Consider the following 13,437-nt stretch of genomic DNA (forward strand, 5'->3'; position numbering starts at 1 on the left):
AGCACTCAGGCAAGCAACTGGTACGCATGAAGCGCCAGTGACATGGCGCTTTTTTTGCAAGACTTGTGAAAAAATTCCAGCTCGGCTATTTGAATAATAATTTGTATTCCCAAGGTCGCAATGCGATTTGCTGAGCAGCCTTGATGGTCTTCTTGTCGCCGGTAAGCAATGTAGTTTACAGGCATTTCTTTACTCTCCTGGACAACAAAAAGCCCCGTTTCCAGTACGGGGCTTTTTGTTGTTTCTTCTGATCAGCTATTCACTGATGACTGACAAGATTGTCAAGCCCTGGGGCCTTTACGATGCGGCTTGGCCTTGTCGTCCTTGCCGGGGCGTTTGCCTGCGGCCTTTTCCTGCACACGCCTGTCGCCACCGGCTTTTTTGGGGCCGAAAGGCGGGGGCGTGGCTGGTGCCGGTTTGCGTACATGGCCCTCTTCCACCGGACTGATCTGTATCTGCCTGTTGGCGACCCAGACATTCTTCAATTGCTTGAGCAACTCCTTGGGCATGCCATCGGGCAGGTCCAGGGTACTGTAGCTGTCGAAGATATCAATACGGCCTATATATCTGGCTTCCAGACCGGCTTCATTGGCAATCGCACCGACAATCTGGCTGGGCGTAACTGCATGTTCCTTGCCAACCTCTATGCGGTAAGTCTGCATGGGGATGCTGACCTTGCCCTTGCCGTCTGCCTTGTCTTTTTTGGGTTTAGCCGGACGTTCATCTTCCAGCGGGGCACGTGCAGCGCGGTCAACCACCTGGTTCAGCTTGCTGGCCGGGGCAACATCCGCAATCCGTGGCGCGCGCTCGCGCGGCGTTTCTTCACGTACCGCACGAGCAGCCGGTTTGGCTAGGGCGACGCTACCACCCTGGCCTTTTTCTGCAGTGATGCGCAATGCCTGGCCAGCCACCCTGACAGACTTCAGGTGATCGAGCATATCACCCGGCAAATCGTCAGGCAGGTCAAGTATGGTGTAGTCATCATAGATGTCGATACGGCCTATGTATTTCGATTCTATGTTGGCTTCATTGGCTATCGCGCCGACGATATTGCCAGGCTTGACACCATGGTCGTGACCAACGGCAATACGGAAGGTCTGCATGCCAGGTTCAGCTGTACGCGGACTATGCTCACGACGCGGACCGCGCTCTGACCTCTCACCGCGGTCACCGCGCTCAAAGCGCTCACCACGATCAGCGCGCGCAGGCCGTTCATCGCGCCAGCTGTCATCGGTACGGCTTTCCTTGCGGTTCTTGTCGAGCAGCAAGGGCTCATCACCGCGCGCCATCTTGGCCAGTGCGGCAGCAATCTCGACGGCGGGGATATTTTGCTCGCGTTCAAAATCTTCGATGAGAGAGGTAAATTCTTCCAGGCCGCCTTGCGCCAGCGTCGCTGATATCTGGTCCTTGAAGCGGGCAATACGGACATTGTTGACTGTCTGTATGCTGGGCAATTCCAGCGGTGACACCGGCTGACGTGTGGCTCTTTCTATCGCCTTGAGCAAATTCTTTTCGCGTGGCGTGATGAACAGGATCGCTTCACCGCTGCGGCCAGCACGGCCGGTACGGCCTATGCGATGAGTATAACTCTCCGGATCATAAGGCACGTCGTAATTGATGACGTGGCTGATGCGCTCCACGTCCAGGCCACGGGCAGCCACATCGGTCGCGACCAGGATATCGATCTTGCCATCCTTTAATTGCTGGATAGTGCGCTCACGCTGCTGCTGGTTGATGTCGCCATTGATGGCGGCCACCGAAAAGCCTCTGGCGTCAAGCTTGGCAGCCAGCTCTTCGGTACCGAGCTTGGTGCGGGCAAAGATGATCATGCCGTCAAACGCTTCCGCCTCCAGTATGCGGGTCAGAGCGTCAAGCTTGTGCATGCCGCTGACCAGCCAGTAACGCTGGCGGATATTGTCAGCAGTACCGGTCTTGGCGGCAATCGTGACTTCAGCCGGTTTGTTCAGGTAAGTCTGGGCGATGCGCTTGATGGCCGATGGCATGGTGGCCGAGAACAGGGCCGTCTGGCGACTCTCTGGTGTCTCCTGCAATATCCGTTCTACGTCGTCGATAAAACCCATGCGCAGCATTTCATCGGCCTCATCAAGCACCAGGGTCTTGAGTTCGGACAAGTCGAGTGAACCCTTGTCCAGGTGATCAATGACACGGCCAGGCGTGCCTACAACCACATGCACTCCCCGGCGCAAGGCCGAGAGCTGTGGCCCGTAGCTTTGGCCACCATAAATAGGTAGCACATGAAAACCAGGAATATGCCGGGCATAAGTCTGGAAAGCTTCAGCGACCTGTATCGCCAGTTCACGCGTTGGCGCCAGCACCAGGGCTTGCGGCGTGGTCTGGCGTATGTCCAGGCGCGACAGTATCGGCAAGGCAAAGGAGGCTGTCTTGCCGGTACCGGTCTGGGCCTGGCCCAGCACGTCACGGCCAGACTGCAAAATAGGGATGGTTGCCGCCTGTATCGGTGACGGGGTTTCATAGCCGACATCCTGCAAGGCACGCATGATAGGTGCACTCAATTGCAGGTCTTCAAAGGAAATCGGGGGTTTGTTTTCTGACATGGCGATGCTCGCTCGTTCGCTCGTATCGCAGGATGCGACAGGATGGTTATCCCTCTAGTTTACTCTTCTGAGGGTAAGTCAGGGGAAATTCCTGCCATCAGGCATCATATTGCCCGTATAAACCCGTCAACTATTGCGTTGTATTGCGTTGTTTTGCGTTGTTTTGCTTTGCCGTTGTCAGTATATTTATAAATAATTTCCATTAATGCAAGCAGCCACCGTAACAATAAAACAGGCTCTTATTTTAAAAAATCAATCAGGGCCCGCAAGGCAGCCGACTGATGTCGCCTGCTGGAGTAATACAGGTAAGAGCGTTCTGGTGCAGGCCACCAGTCATCCAGCACATATTGCAGACGCCCCTGTCGCACCAGCTCTTCGGCATAACCACAGTAGGTATAACAGATACCGGCACCATCAGCTGCAGCCCTGGTGGCGACATAAAAATCATCAAAAACCAGTGTGCCCGTCGTGGCAACCTGCAATTTTTCCTGACCACGTTGATATTCCCAGCGATACCTGAGACCACTGGGGAAACGGAACTGTATGCATTGATGCTGCAATAAATCATGCGGCGTCTGCGGCAGGCCATGCGCAGCCAGGTAAGCGGGGCTGGCGCAGGTCACGAAACGCACTTCCGGTCCCACCGGCACGGCAACCATATCCTGTTGCAGGCTTTCGCCAAAACGCAGGCCGGCATCAAAACCTTGCTCGACGATATCGATCAAGGCATCGCTGCTGACAATTTCAAGTTCCACCTCCGGGTAGGTAGCCTGCCAGGCTGCCATCATCGGGGCCAGCAGCAGTTGTGCTGCCGGACGCGGCACATTCAGACGCAGGCGTCCAACGGGTTTATCCCTGAGTTCGTTCAGGCTTTCCAGCGCAGACTCGATTTCATGCAGGGCCGGTTGCAGGCTTTGCAGCAATTTTTCTCCGGCAGGGCTGGGACTGACGCTGCGTGTCGTACGTTGCAGCAGGCGCATGCCCAGAGCCTGCTCCATCTTGCTGATCGTATGGCTGAGCGCAGATGCAGTTACCTGCAATTCCTGCGCAGCACGGCGAAAACTGCGGTAATGGGCAACCTTGGAAAAAGCCAGCAAGTCATTGAGGTCTGTAGCCATTAATGAAAAATTCTCAATAAATCAGAAACACTATATTGCCACATACCTGTATCGAGTCAATCAGCAGAAACTTGCCACAGGCAAACATGCCCGGTAAACATGATCAGAAAGTCCTGAACCATGATTTATAATCCTGTCGCCGCCAGTACGCATTCCATGTTTCTGCACACTAAAAAATTATCGCAAAATCAAGGTGCCTAGCTGATCATGGCAATGCCAGCTTGTTTTCGAGCGACTTCGCGGTATGCCGGAACTGGCAATTATTATTTCAGTACCAATTTCAGTGCCAATATCAACAAGGAAGCGATGGACTCCAGCGCGTTTGCAACAAGCAATTATTCATGTCATGCCTTCCATGCGTCCTTGCCGGGCGGCAGGGACGCCGGTGAACTGAGCCTGGCACAATCCGGTCTCAGCTATCGCGTTGGCCCCCTTGTCGGCACCCTGCCATTTGCCCGCCTGGAACTGAGTCTTGGTGGCGCGGCAAACAAACTGGTCTTCATCCGGCATCCGCATCATCCTGATCTGGCCTTGTATACCAGCGACCTGAGCATACTGAAAAACCCGGTCTTGCGGGCTCACCCGGAATGTGCGCAACAAATTTCCAAAGCGCATGGCAAGCGCAGGATGGGGTGGGCAGTACTGACAGGCATGACATTGTTGCTGGTCGCCCTGCCTCTGGGAATGATCTGGAACATGGATCATCTGTCCGTCTATGCAGCGCGCCAGGTGCCGGTATCATGGGAAACCAAACTCGGCGCCAGCGTGGCGGCACAACAGGACCTGACTGACAAAAAAATGCCCCAGGCTGAAGCAGAAGCCTTGCTCAAGCCTCTGACCACCCCACTGCTGCAGGCGATCCCCGATTCACCTTATCGCTACACCATCAGCATCGTCAATGACAGCACGACGAATGCCTTTGCCCTGCCGGGCGGCTATGTCACCATCAATTCCGGCCTCATCCTGAAGGCGGGCAGCGCCGAAGAATTGCTCGGTGTACTCGCGCATGAATGCAGCCATGTGGAACAAAGACATGGTGTGCGCAGCATCATCAGCAACACCGGTATTTACCTGGTGGCCAGCGCGGTATTCGGTGACGTCAGCGGCTTGCTGGCAACGATAGGCAGCGCCGGCCCCATGCTCCTGAGCCAGCAATATTCAAGACATTTCGAAAGCGACGCCGATGAAAAGGCGGTGGTGCTGCTACAGCGTGCAAAAATCAATCCTGAAGGCTTGCCACATTTCTTTGAGCGCATGATTGCCGAAGAAAAAGCCGTGCTGGAAAAGATAGAGAACAAACAGGCACGAGAAGCCTACAAGAACGCCATGGGCTTGCTCAGTACGCATCCGGCCAGTGAAAAACGCATGGCGAATTTACGCCATCTGATAGCCAGATCCCAGGGACCATACATCGATCAGGACGCGGCTTTCAAGACTTTGCAGGAAGCCGTGAAGAAATTTGTCGCCACTGTGCCAAAATCGTCCCCAAAATCTGAAACCTCATCTGAAGTACCACCTGCATCAGCAGTCACATCGTCGCAACAATAAAAAGGAGAATCGTAGTGAAAGCAAACATTAAAGGTGGACATGCTTTTTCCTATGTCGAGCTTGAGCTCGAACCGGGCGAAAGCTTATTGACCGAACCTGACGCCATGTCCAGCATGGACGCCAACCTGGATTTGACAGCCCACTTCAATGGCGGCCTGATCAGCGGTCTCTTGCGCAAATATCTCGGTGGCGAATCGCTGTTCATCAGCCGCTTCAAGAACGCCACATCGGCACCACGCCGCATCACCATCGTGCAACCTACGCCAGGTGAAATCCTCTGCAAGGAATTGCGTGATGAAGTCTATTACATGCAGCCCGGCGCCTTCCTGGCCTGTGAAGAAGGCGTCAAGATCGGCCTGGGCTTTGCCGGTTTTGCCTCATGGATAGCGCGGGAAGGCCTGTTCCGCATCAAGGTCAGCGGTAACGGCAAGGTCTGGTTTGGTGCCTACGGCGCCTTGCTGGAAAAAGAAGTGAATGGTGAATACATCGTCGACACCAGCCACCTGGTTGCTTATGATCCTTCCCTGCGTCTGAACCTGCAACTGGCCGGCGGCCTGTTTTCCAGCTTTTTTGGTGGTGAGGGACTGGTGACGCGCATCAGTGGCAAGGGCAAGATCGTCATACAGACGCGCAGCATCTCCAGCCTGGCCGACTGGCTCAATCCCAAACTGTAACAGGACGCAATCATGCACGTAGAATTAGTCAATCAGCCCGGCAATACCGCTGCCAAGGTCAGCCTGCGTCCCGGCGAAGTATGCACAGCCGAATCCGGCGCCATGCTGGCCATGAGCAGCAATATGCAAATCACGACCACCACCCATAAAAAACAGAGCGGCTCCCTGTTCAAGGCTGCCAAACGCCTGCTCGGTGGTGAGTCCCTGTTCCTTAATCACTTTGAGCCGCAGGATACACCCGGTGAAGTCTGGCTCGGTACCGACCTGGCCGGTGACATGGTGGTGCTGCCACTCAACAACGATAACCTGATCGTCCAGGGCGGTTCTTTCCTGGCTTGCGACGAAGGTATAGAAGTCGATCTGGGCTGGCAGGGTTTCAAATCCATCCTATCCGGCGAAAGCATATTCTGGCTCAAACTCAAAGGCCGGGGTACGGCTGTGCTGTCCTCTTTTGGCGCCATATATCCCATAGAGATTGATGGCGACTACATCGTCGATACCGGCCATATCGTCGCCTTCAGCGAAACCCTGAACTTCTCGATTACCAAGGCAGGCAAGAGCTGGTTGCAATCGATACTGGGCGGCGAAGGCCTGGTGTGCAAATTCTCTGGCAAGGGAACTGTCTGGTGCCAGTCGCACAATGAAAGCAGTTTCGGCAGCCTGCTGGGGCCGAATCTCAAGGCCGGCAGCAAATAATAAGGACAGACATGAATAATCCTACAATAGACGTCGTTCTCACTGGCGAGCTCAGCGACAGCATCAATTTCGAACAGGCCTGTGCAGCGATAGAAAAAATGTTCAAGCTGTCGAATGAACAGGCACAGCAATTGCTGAACACGGCACCGCGTATCATCAAGCGCGGCCTGGACGCAGCAACTGCAGAGAAATACCAGCAAACCATAGAAAAAGCCGGCCTGAAAGTGCAGTTGAAAAACAACGAAGCCGCCGCCCAGCCACTTGAAAATACGGTCGCGCCGCCACCGGTGCCGGCAACTGCAGCCCCTGCTGTTGCAACCGCGCCAGTCACTGTCAAAGCGACAACCCCGGTCGTAGCAGATACCGATATGCCCAAGACATCAAGCAGTAAAATCCTGGCTGTCACGACTGCACCGGACAAGTTTGACGGCCTGGAATTCAAGGTCGACGGCCGCCCGGACTTTGCCTTTCTGACCGTCAAACTGCCAGCCGGACAAATGCTGAAAGTGGAAGCCAGCGCCATGGCAACCATGGATACCAACCTGGTCATGAAAACCAAGATGAAGGGCGGCATCTCGCGCATGCTGTCAGGTGAAAACCTCTTCCTCAACGAATTTACGGCAGAAGGCGGCCCAGGCGAAATCGGCATCGCCCCGGCCACACCTGGCGACCTGATCCATCGTCACCTGCGTGGCGAAGTCCTGTACCTGCAAAGCGGTGCTTTTGTGGCCAGCACACCTGACATCACCATAGAAACCAAATGGCAAGGCTTTACCAAGGGTTTCTTCTCAGGTGAAAGCCTGTTCCTGATCCGTGCATCCGGCGAAGGCGACCTGTGGCTCAACAGTTACGGCGCCATCATAGAAATTGACGTCAAGGATGGTTATGTCGTCGATACCGGCAATATCGTTGCCTTTACCGAAGGGTTGGAATACAGCATCAGCAAGGTAGGCGGCTACAAATCATTATTCTTCTCCGGCGAAGGTTTTGTCTGCCGCTTCAAGGGCGAAGGCAAGCTGTGGATACAAACCCGCAGCGTTGGCGCATTTGCTGGTTGGGCAAGACAATATCGTCCGGCCAAGGAATAGCGACACCTGCGCAGCCGCCACCGGCGTATGGAAGCCAGGTGGCGGTCTCGCCTCATTACTGAAATCTATTCAGCAATATCATGAGCATTAACCGGATTGTTGCAGCAATCCGATTTCGCCATACTGACCTTTCCAACACTACCAAGGAAAGACCATGTCAGTACCTGCACATCAATTCAATGACCAGATCATCCTGATTACCGGCGGATCATCCGGCATAGGCCTGGCCAGCGCCCGTGCCTTTATTGCCGCCGGTGCAAAGCGCGTCTACATCACCGGACGCTCTGCGGCCAAACTCGATCAGGCACGCGAAGAACTCGGCAATAAAGCTGTCGCCATCGTCGCCGACGTGGCAAACCAGGCAGACCTGAACAGACTGCACAATGACATACAGGTCCGTGGCGACAAGCTCGATGTCCTGTTCGCCAATGCCGGTATTGCCATTCGCAACCAGTTTGGCCACACCGCCGACAATGAATATGGCAATATTTTCGACACCAATGTCAAAGGCCTGTTCTTCACTGTGCAAACCCTGCTGCCCCTGTTGAACGATGGTGCAAGCGTGGTGCTGAATGCCTCCATCGCTGCCAGCCTGGGGATGGCCAATCTCAGTCTGTACAATGCTTCCAAGGCAGCAGTGCGCTCTTTTGCACGTAGCTGGGCAACCGATTTGAAAGACCGCAAGATCCGCGTGAATGCCGTCAGTCCCGGCGTCACCCGTACCCCCATCATGGAAAACGGTCTGGGCATGAGCGAGCAGGATATCGCCAATTTTTCAGCCTACCTGGCAGGTGCTGCACCTATTGGCCGCATGGCGCATCCCGATGAAATTGCCGCACCGGTGCTCTTTCTCGCGTCAAAAGCAGCCAGCTACATCAATGGCGTTGAACTCAGTGTCGATGGTGGCCTGACCCAGGTGTAATCCCAATCCTGCAGGTAGTTCACCGGGCGTGTAAGATGAGCACTCCTGATCATCTTACACTCTGAGGCATAGAAACAATATGGTTACCTGCTACCTGCGCTACATCATCGACGCCAGCAAGCTCAAAGAGTTTGAGCATTACGGCAAACTCTGGATACCCTTGGTCAACAAATTCGGTGGTCAGCATCATGGTTATTTTCTGCCATCGGAAGGCGCCAACAATGTAGCGCTGGCCATGTTCAGCTTCCCCAGCCTGGCAGCGTATGAGCAATACCGTATCCAGATGATGGACGATGCCGATTGCCAGGCGGCCTTCAAGTTTGCCGAAGACACCAAATGCATCATCAGTTATGAACGAAGTTTTTTCAGGCCGGTATTCAGTTGAAATCCGTTGAAGTCAGTTGAAATGCAGCCCTGTTTCAACTGACAGTCTGACACCGGCATGCGCAACGCACACCGGTGCCAGCACTTACTTGCCCTTTTCCACATCAAGAAAACGCCAGTCGCCGCGCATGATGGGATGGGTCTTGTAACCCTTGACCCAGGGCTGTATCAGCCAATTGCGTATGCGCCACAGTTCCAGGCTGTGAACGGTATCGGCTTCCATGATTCTTTCCATGGTATTGAACAGCTTTTGCCTTTCAGGTCCGTTTTCCATCAGGCGCGCCTTGTCAAAGGCAGCGTCGAAGGCGGCTGATTTATAGCAACCATTATTGCCCCGATAAGCATTGCTGCTGTAATAGGCTTCCAGAAAATCCATGCCATCCGGGATATCTGCCGTATAGCCCATGCCAAACATCATGAGCTTGCACTGGTAAGCTGATTTCAGGTTATCCGCAAAACCAGCCACCGGAAATTCTGCACGTACACCTATCTTGTCGAGCGAACGCTTCCAGATTTCCATGCGTGCATAATCGCGTGACTTCGGCGCCGAATGGATGCGCAGTTTCAGCGGCGAGCCATCAGGCATGCTGCGAAAACCATCTGCGCCACGCTTGTAGCCGAATTTGTCGAGCAGCTTGTTTGCCAGTACCGGGTCATAGGCATTGCTGTTACGGTAGGCGGCATCATGCCCGATCACATCGGGTGGCACCATGCCTTGCGCCTTGATAGCCTGGCCAAACCAGACCTGGTCAATTTCTTCCTGATGGTTGAAGGACAGGGCGATGGCGCGCCGCAAGGCGATTTTTTCCTTGCCGTAGCCGCCCACGGTCGGGTCTTCAAAATTAAAATAAGTGCGGGTCACGCCAGGGTCGACAAAGCGGTAAAGACGCAAACCCTTGTTGGCGAATTCAGGTTTCAACTTGCCTTTCTCCAGCAGTTTCACCGAAGCGGCAGGTACCAGCATTTCAAAATCAAGCTGACCAGAATCAAAGGCCAGCCAGCGTGACTGCTCTTCTTCTATGATGGCAATTTCCACCCTGCCGATTTGCGGCATCTGCTTGCCCTGCATGTCCTTGACGATCTGCTTGTCCCAGTCGCTGCCCGTGCCCTTGAAGTCCCAGACGAAACCACGGTACTCAGGATTGGCCTCCAGGATGATCTTGCTGCGCGGTACATATTGCCTGAGCATATAGGCGCCGGTGCCCACAGGATGCTGGTTGACGGCTTCGCCATAGTGCTCAACCACTTCACGCGCGACTGCACCGCCCAGGGGTTTGGCCAGGTAGTAAATCAGGCTGGGATCGACCACCTTCATGCGCAGTATCAGGGTATAGGGATCGGGGGTCTCCAGCCCGGCTATTGGTTTATCATAATCAAACTTGCCGGACTTTTTTGCCTCGGCTACCAGTTCATCCAGACCGATGACCTTGCCCTCCAGAACACGCGACTGCACCGAGCGGTTATTCGGGTCCAGCAAACGCTTGAACGTATAGGCATAGTCGCTGGCCAGCAATTCCCTGCGCTGTCCCTTGAAGGCGGGGTCTGGTGCAAAATAAATCCCTTTCTTCAAACGGAATGTCATGGTCTTGCCGCCATCGCTGATTTCCGGCATGGCGACGATGGTGTTTGGTACCAGCCTTGCCGGGCGGGCCAGGTAGTCATACGTGACCAGTCCTTCAAAAATGGCGTCTGTCACCCAGTTTGAATAAGTGCTGTTGGTACGCATGGCGTCAAAACCATCGTCGGCAGCCTCAAAGGACAAGTGCAGGACTTTATTGGGGTCTGCTTTCGCCGCTGCTATTACGGGCAGGGGCAGGCTCGAGCCACAGGCCAGCATCACCAGCACGACAGCCAATGTAGACTTCATCCTGAAAATCATGTTTGCGGAGGAGGAATAAATAAAGCCTCGATGGTAGCGCCAAATACTGCCTAACGCATGGATAAACCATACTTGCGCATCATTTTCTCTATCTCGCCACTGTCTTGCAAAGACTGTATGGCTGCATTGATCTGGTCCAGTTTCCAAACGGATTTCTGTGACAGGGCACATTGGGTCTGCACCACTGAGAATGCAATTTTTGACACTTTGTACAACGAGCGCTTTTCAGGGAAATTCTTGAAATAGCCTTCAATCTCGCTTTCTGAACTGACCATGGCATCGGCACCGCCCAAGGCAAGCAGACGGAACATGCTGGGCACATCCGTGAGGTCTATGCGCCTGATCTTGCCTTCATTTAATTGATTGGCAATTTGCGGGTAATGGTAACCAAGCTGCAATACCAGTCTCTTGCCTTCAAGCTGGGTCGTAAAATTTTCAACACCAGGCTTGTCGTTCATGACGACCACCCTTTCCACCTGGGGAAAGGTGGGGATGGTCCAATGCAGGTCTTTGGGCTGATCCGACCAGGCCGGGCTGGAATAGCACAGGATGTCGGCTTCCCCCTGCAGGACGACCAATTCTATGCGGCGGCGTGAATACAGGGCATAAACGGCAGGGACTGCCAGTTTTTTGGCAATCTGGTCGCCAAAGTCCTTGAGCAAACCACCGGTCAGGACATGGTTCTTATCGAAAATATTGATGGGATAATCAAGATTTTCGTAGATGGCGAAACGTAAAAGCGGCTCCGTTGCCGCGGAGGGACCAGTCCACAACAAACAGCAGCACAGCAACAGACCCTGCAGGCTGGTCCATTTGTTAGCATGTAGATGTCGCATTTTGATCACAGATACCCTTGGTCATACCTGGCCGCCAGCTATCGCTGCATCTGGGTAAATCCACGTGCACCTTGCAGACCACCGGTATGCACGGCGACTACCCTGACGTTTTTCGCCAGATAGCCATCATGCCACAACTGGCGCAAGGCAAACAGCATTTTGCCAGTGTAAACCGGCTCCAGTGGAATACCCGTCTCAAGCTGAAACTGGCAACAGAAATCAACCAGCTCAGCACTGACCTTGCCATAACCACCATGATGAAAATCTGTTAACAACTCATAATTACGATAGTCTGGATAGCCTGCCGCCTGCAACAGCCGCCGGATTTCTTCGCGCAAATAATCACCCTTGCTGATTGCGGCAATTCCCGTCACTCTGGCCTGTCCTTGCAGGCCAGCCAGCAAGCCTGCCATTGTTGCACCGGTGCCGCAAGCCACGACCAGCTGATCGGGAACAAATGGCAATTCAGCAATCAGCTCTGCCACGCCGCGCAAGGCCAGCGGTGCACTGCCACCTTCCGGCAGCCAGACGCCGTGATCAATACTGCAATGATTGCGCCATGCCAGTTCATCTGCGCGCAGCTGACGGTAGGCCTCACGGTCAACAAAGCGCACCCCCATGCCCAGGGCCGATACATCGTCAAGCATGGCGCTATGCATGCCTTCGGCCCCGCGTATCAACGCCGTTGACCGCAAACCCAGCGTATGGGCCGCATGGGCCAGGGCGTGGATATGATTGGACCAGATGCCACCCATTGATACCAGATGCGCTGCCTTGTCAGGCAAAGCCAGCAGGGGATATTTCAATTTGCGGAACTTGTTGCCCGATACCTGGGGATGCAGCAGGTCATCACGTTTGATCCACATGTCGAGGCCGGCGAACAGTTTGCTATGGACAGGCTGACAAGGCGAGGCTTGGCTGGTAAGTAACATGCTTGGCAAAAGTGCGGAGGACAATGGTAACATTGTAGTGCCTGTGGCCTTATCCGCGTCTGACACAGCACCAATTGCCGGAGTATACATGCCCACAGATTTTAGTCAGCCCCTTTCAAATGCAAGACAACAGCTCGACCAGCTGATCAAGCAGATCAAAACCGAAGGCCACCAGGAAAACCTGCTGCCAACCCTGGAAACCGTATTGACGCAACTCGACAGCATGGCCAGGCATGATCACCTGACCGGCGCGCTCAACCGCCGCTCACTGGTTGCCATGCTGGACGGCGAACTGGCGCGTTCTTTCCGTACCGGCCATACCTTCACCCTGGCGGCAATCGCGGTTGACGGCCTGGAACAGATACTCGAACAGCACGGCCAGGCTGCCGCCCGCCTGGTCTTGCAAAAGGTGGCGAAAGAAGCCCTGACCATGTTGCGCACCCTCGATTCTTTTGGCCGGGTTGCCGCCAATGAATTTGCCATTGTCATGCCGACCACCTGGCTGGAAGCCAGTCGCAAGGCCATTGCCCGTCTCAAGCTGCGTATGGAAGAAGCCGACTGGAACAGCATTTCCCCCGGCCTGAAGGTGACTTTCTCTACTGGTCTGACCACCAATGCCCACAAGGACAGTGCCGACAGCATGCTGAAACGTGCCAGCGCGGCTCTGCAAACCGCTCGCAGTCAGGGGGCAGACAGAATCGCCGAAATCGAGCCGCCCCTGCCCGACTACGACCCCAATGCAGAAGAATGAGGGAACTTGTCTGGCTTTCTGCACACCAAGCCA

Annotated in this window: 13 protein-coding genes; 7 read left to right on the top strand and 6 right to left on the bottom strand. The window is 54.5% G+C overall.

Features of this window, described 5'->3' with window-relative positions; translation table 11 throughout:
• Positions 1-5: 5 nt before the first annotated feature.
• From LZ463_RS03980 to LZ463_RS03990, 3 genes are all read right to left on the bottom strand, one after another.
• Positions 6-185, bottom strand: coding sequence for a hypothetical protein (locus tag LZ463_RS03980; RefSeq protein WP_241454056.1), 180 nt, complete (start codon positions 183-185; stop codon positions 6-8).
• Between the two features lie 96 nt (positions 186-281).
• Positions 282-2,576, bottom strand: coding sequence for a DEAD/DEAH box helicase (locus LZ463_RS03985; protein ID WP_241454057.1), 2,295 nt, complete (start codon positions 2,574-2,576; stop codon positions 282-284).
• A gap of 239 nt (positions 2,577-2,815) precedes the next feature.
• Positions 2,816-3,694, bottom strand: coding sequence for a LysR family transcriptional regulator (locus LZ463_RS03990; protein ID WP_241454061.1), 879 nt, complete (start codon positions 3,692-3,694; stop codon positions 2,816-2,818).
• 207 nt (positions 3,695-3,901) lie between these two features.
• On the opposite strand from LZ463_RS03990, the gene LZ463_RS03995 reads away from it, so the two are divergent.
• From LZ463_RS03995 to LZ463_RS04020, 6 genes are all read left to right on the top strand, one after another.
• Positions 3,902-5,242 carry a M48 family metallopeptidase gene (locus LZ463_RS03995; protein WP_241454067.1) on the top strand — a complete coding sequence of 447 codons (1,341 nt, stop codon included), beginning with the start codon at positions 3,902-3,904 and terminating at the stop codon, positions 5,240-5,242.
• Between the two features lie 14 nt (positions 5,243-5,256).
• Positions 5,257-5,916, top strand: a complete 660-nt coding sequence (locus LZ463_RS04000; protein ID WP_241454068.1) for a TIGR00266 family protein — start codon at positions 5,257-5,259, stop codon at positions 5,914-5,916.
• Positions 5,917-5,928: 12 nt separating this feature from the next.
• Positions 5,929-6,612 (top strand): TIGR00266 family protein, encoded by a 684-nt coding sequence (locus LZ463_RS04005; protein WP_241454072.1) that lies wholly within the window; start codon positions 5,929-5,931, stop codon positions 6,610-6,612.
• 11 nt (positions 6,613-6,623) lie between these two features.
• A complete protein-coding gene (locus LZ463_RS04010) occupies positions 6,624-7,700 on the top strand; it encodes a TIGR00266 family protein (RefSeq protein WP_241454075.1) in 1,077 nt (358 codons plus the stop codon).
• 154 nt (positions 7,701-7,854) lie between these two features.
• Positions 7,855-8,622 (top strand): SDR family oxidoreductase, encoded by a 768-nt coding sequence (locus tag LZ463_RS04015; protein ID WP_241454077.1) that lies wholly within the window; start codon positions 7,855-7,857, stop codon positions 8,620-8,622.
• Positions 8,623-8,701: 79 nt separating this feature from the next.
• Positions 8,702-9,007: an NIPSNAP family protein gene (locus tag LZ463_RS04020; protein WP_241454079.1), complete on the top strand. Its 306-nt coding sequence runs from the start codon at positions 8,702-8,704 to the stop codon at positions 9,005-9,007.
• Positions 9,008-9,091: 84 nt separating this feature from the next.
• Here LZ463_RS04020 and LZ463_RS04025 read toward each other — a convergent pair whose 3' ends face one another.
• From LZ463_RS04025 to LZ463_RS04035, 3 genes are all read right to left on the bottom strand, one after another.
• Positions 9,092-10,873: an ABC transporter substrate-binding protein gene (locus tag LZ463_RS04025; protein WP_241454082.1), complete on the bottom strand. Its 1,782-nt coding sequence runs from the start codon at positions 10,871-10,873 to the stop codon at positions 9,092-9,094.
• 62 nt (positions 10,874-10,935) lie between these two features.
• The gene (locus LZ463_RS04030) at positions 10,936-11,721 is read right to left on the bottom strand and encodes a substrate-binding periplasmic protein (RefSeq protein WP_241454083.1); all 786 of its coding nucleotides are present in this window, start codon (positions 11,719-11,721) and stop codon (positions 10,936-10,938) included.
• A gap of 38 nt (positions 11,722-11,759) precedes the next feature.
• Positions 11,760-12,653, bottom strand: coding sequence for a 1-aminocyclopropane-1-carboxylate deaminase/D-cysteine desulfhydrase (locus LZ463_RS04035; RefSeq protein ID WP_241454085.1), 894 nt, complete (start codon positions 12,651-12,653; stop codon positions 11,760-11,762).
• A gap of 88 nt (positions 12,654-12,741) precedes the next feature.
• Here LZ463_RS04035 and LZ463_RS04040 point away from each other — a divergent pair, with 88 nt between their 5' ends.
• Positions 12,742-13,404 carry a GGDEF domain-containing protein gene (locus tag LZ463_RS04040; protein ID WP_241454086.1) on the top strand — a complete coding sequence of 221 codons (663 nt, stop codon included), beginning with the start codon at positions 12,742-12,744 and terminating at the stop codon, positions 13,402-13,404.
• Positions 13,405-13,437: the final 33 nt, after the last annotated feature.

The sequence above is a fragment of the Undibacterium paludis genome, assembly GCF_022568815.1.
In the GTDB taxonomy this organism is placed as follows: Bacteria; Pseudomonadota; Gammaproteobacteria; order Burkholderiales; family Burkholderiaceae_D; genus Undibacterium.

Excerpts from the sequence above, each read along its gene's own strand:
- LZ463_RS03980 (WP_241454056.1), bottom strand. The coding sequence starts at position 185 with ATGCCTGTAAACTACATTGCTTACCGGCGACAAGAAGACCATCAAGGC.
- LZ463_RS03985 (WP_241454057.1), bottom strand. The coding sequence starts at position 2,576 with ATGTCAGAAAACAAACCCCCGATTTCCTTTGAAGACCTGCAATTGAGT.
- LZ463_RS03990 (WP_241454061.1), bottom strand. The coding sequence starts at position 3,694 with ATGGCTACAGACCTCAATGACTTGCTGGCTTTTTCCAAGGTTGCCCAT.
- LZ463_RS03995 (WP_241454067.1), top strand. The coding sequence starts at position 3,902 with ATGGCAATGCCAGCTTGTTTTCGAGCGACTTCGCGGTATGCCGGAACT.
- LZ463_RS04005 (WP_241454072.1), top strand. The coding sequence starts at position 5,929 with ATGCACGTAGAATTAGTCAATCAGCCCGGCAATACCGCTGCCAAGGTC.
- LZ463_RS04010 (WP_241454075.1), top strand. The coding sequence starts at position 6,624 with ATGAATAATCCTACAATAGACGTCGTTCTCACTGGCGAGCTCAGCGAC.
- LZ463_RS04015 (WP_241454077.1), top strand. The coding sequence starts at position 7,855 with ATGTCAGTACCTGCACATCAATTCAATGACCAGATCATCCTGATTACC.
- LZ463_RS04020 (WP_241454079.1), top strand. The coding sequence starts at position 8,702 with ATGGTTACCTGCTACCTGCGCTACATCATCGACGCCAGCAAGCTCAAA.
- LZ463_RS04025 (WP_241454082.1), bottom strand. The coding sequence starts at position 10,873 with ATGAAGTCTACATTGGCTGTCGTGCTGGTGATGCTGGCCTGTGGCTCG.
- LZ463_RS04030 (WP_241454083.1), bottom strand. The coding sequence starts at position 11,721 with ATGCGACATCTACATGCTAACAAATGGACCAGCCTGCAGGGTCTGTTG.
- LZ463_RS04035 (WP_241454085.1), bottom strand. The coding sequence starts at position 12,653 with ATGTTACTTACCAGCCAAGCCTCGCCTTGTCAGCCTGTCCATAGCAAA.
- LZ463_RS04040 (WP_241454086.1), top strand. The coding sequence starts at position 12,742 with ATGCCCACAGATTTTAGTCAGCCCCTTTCAAATGCAAGACAACAGCTC.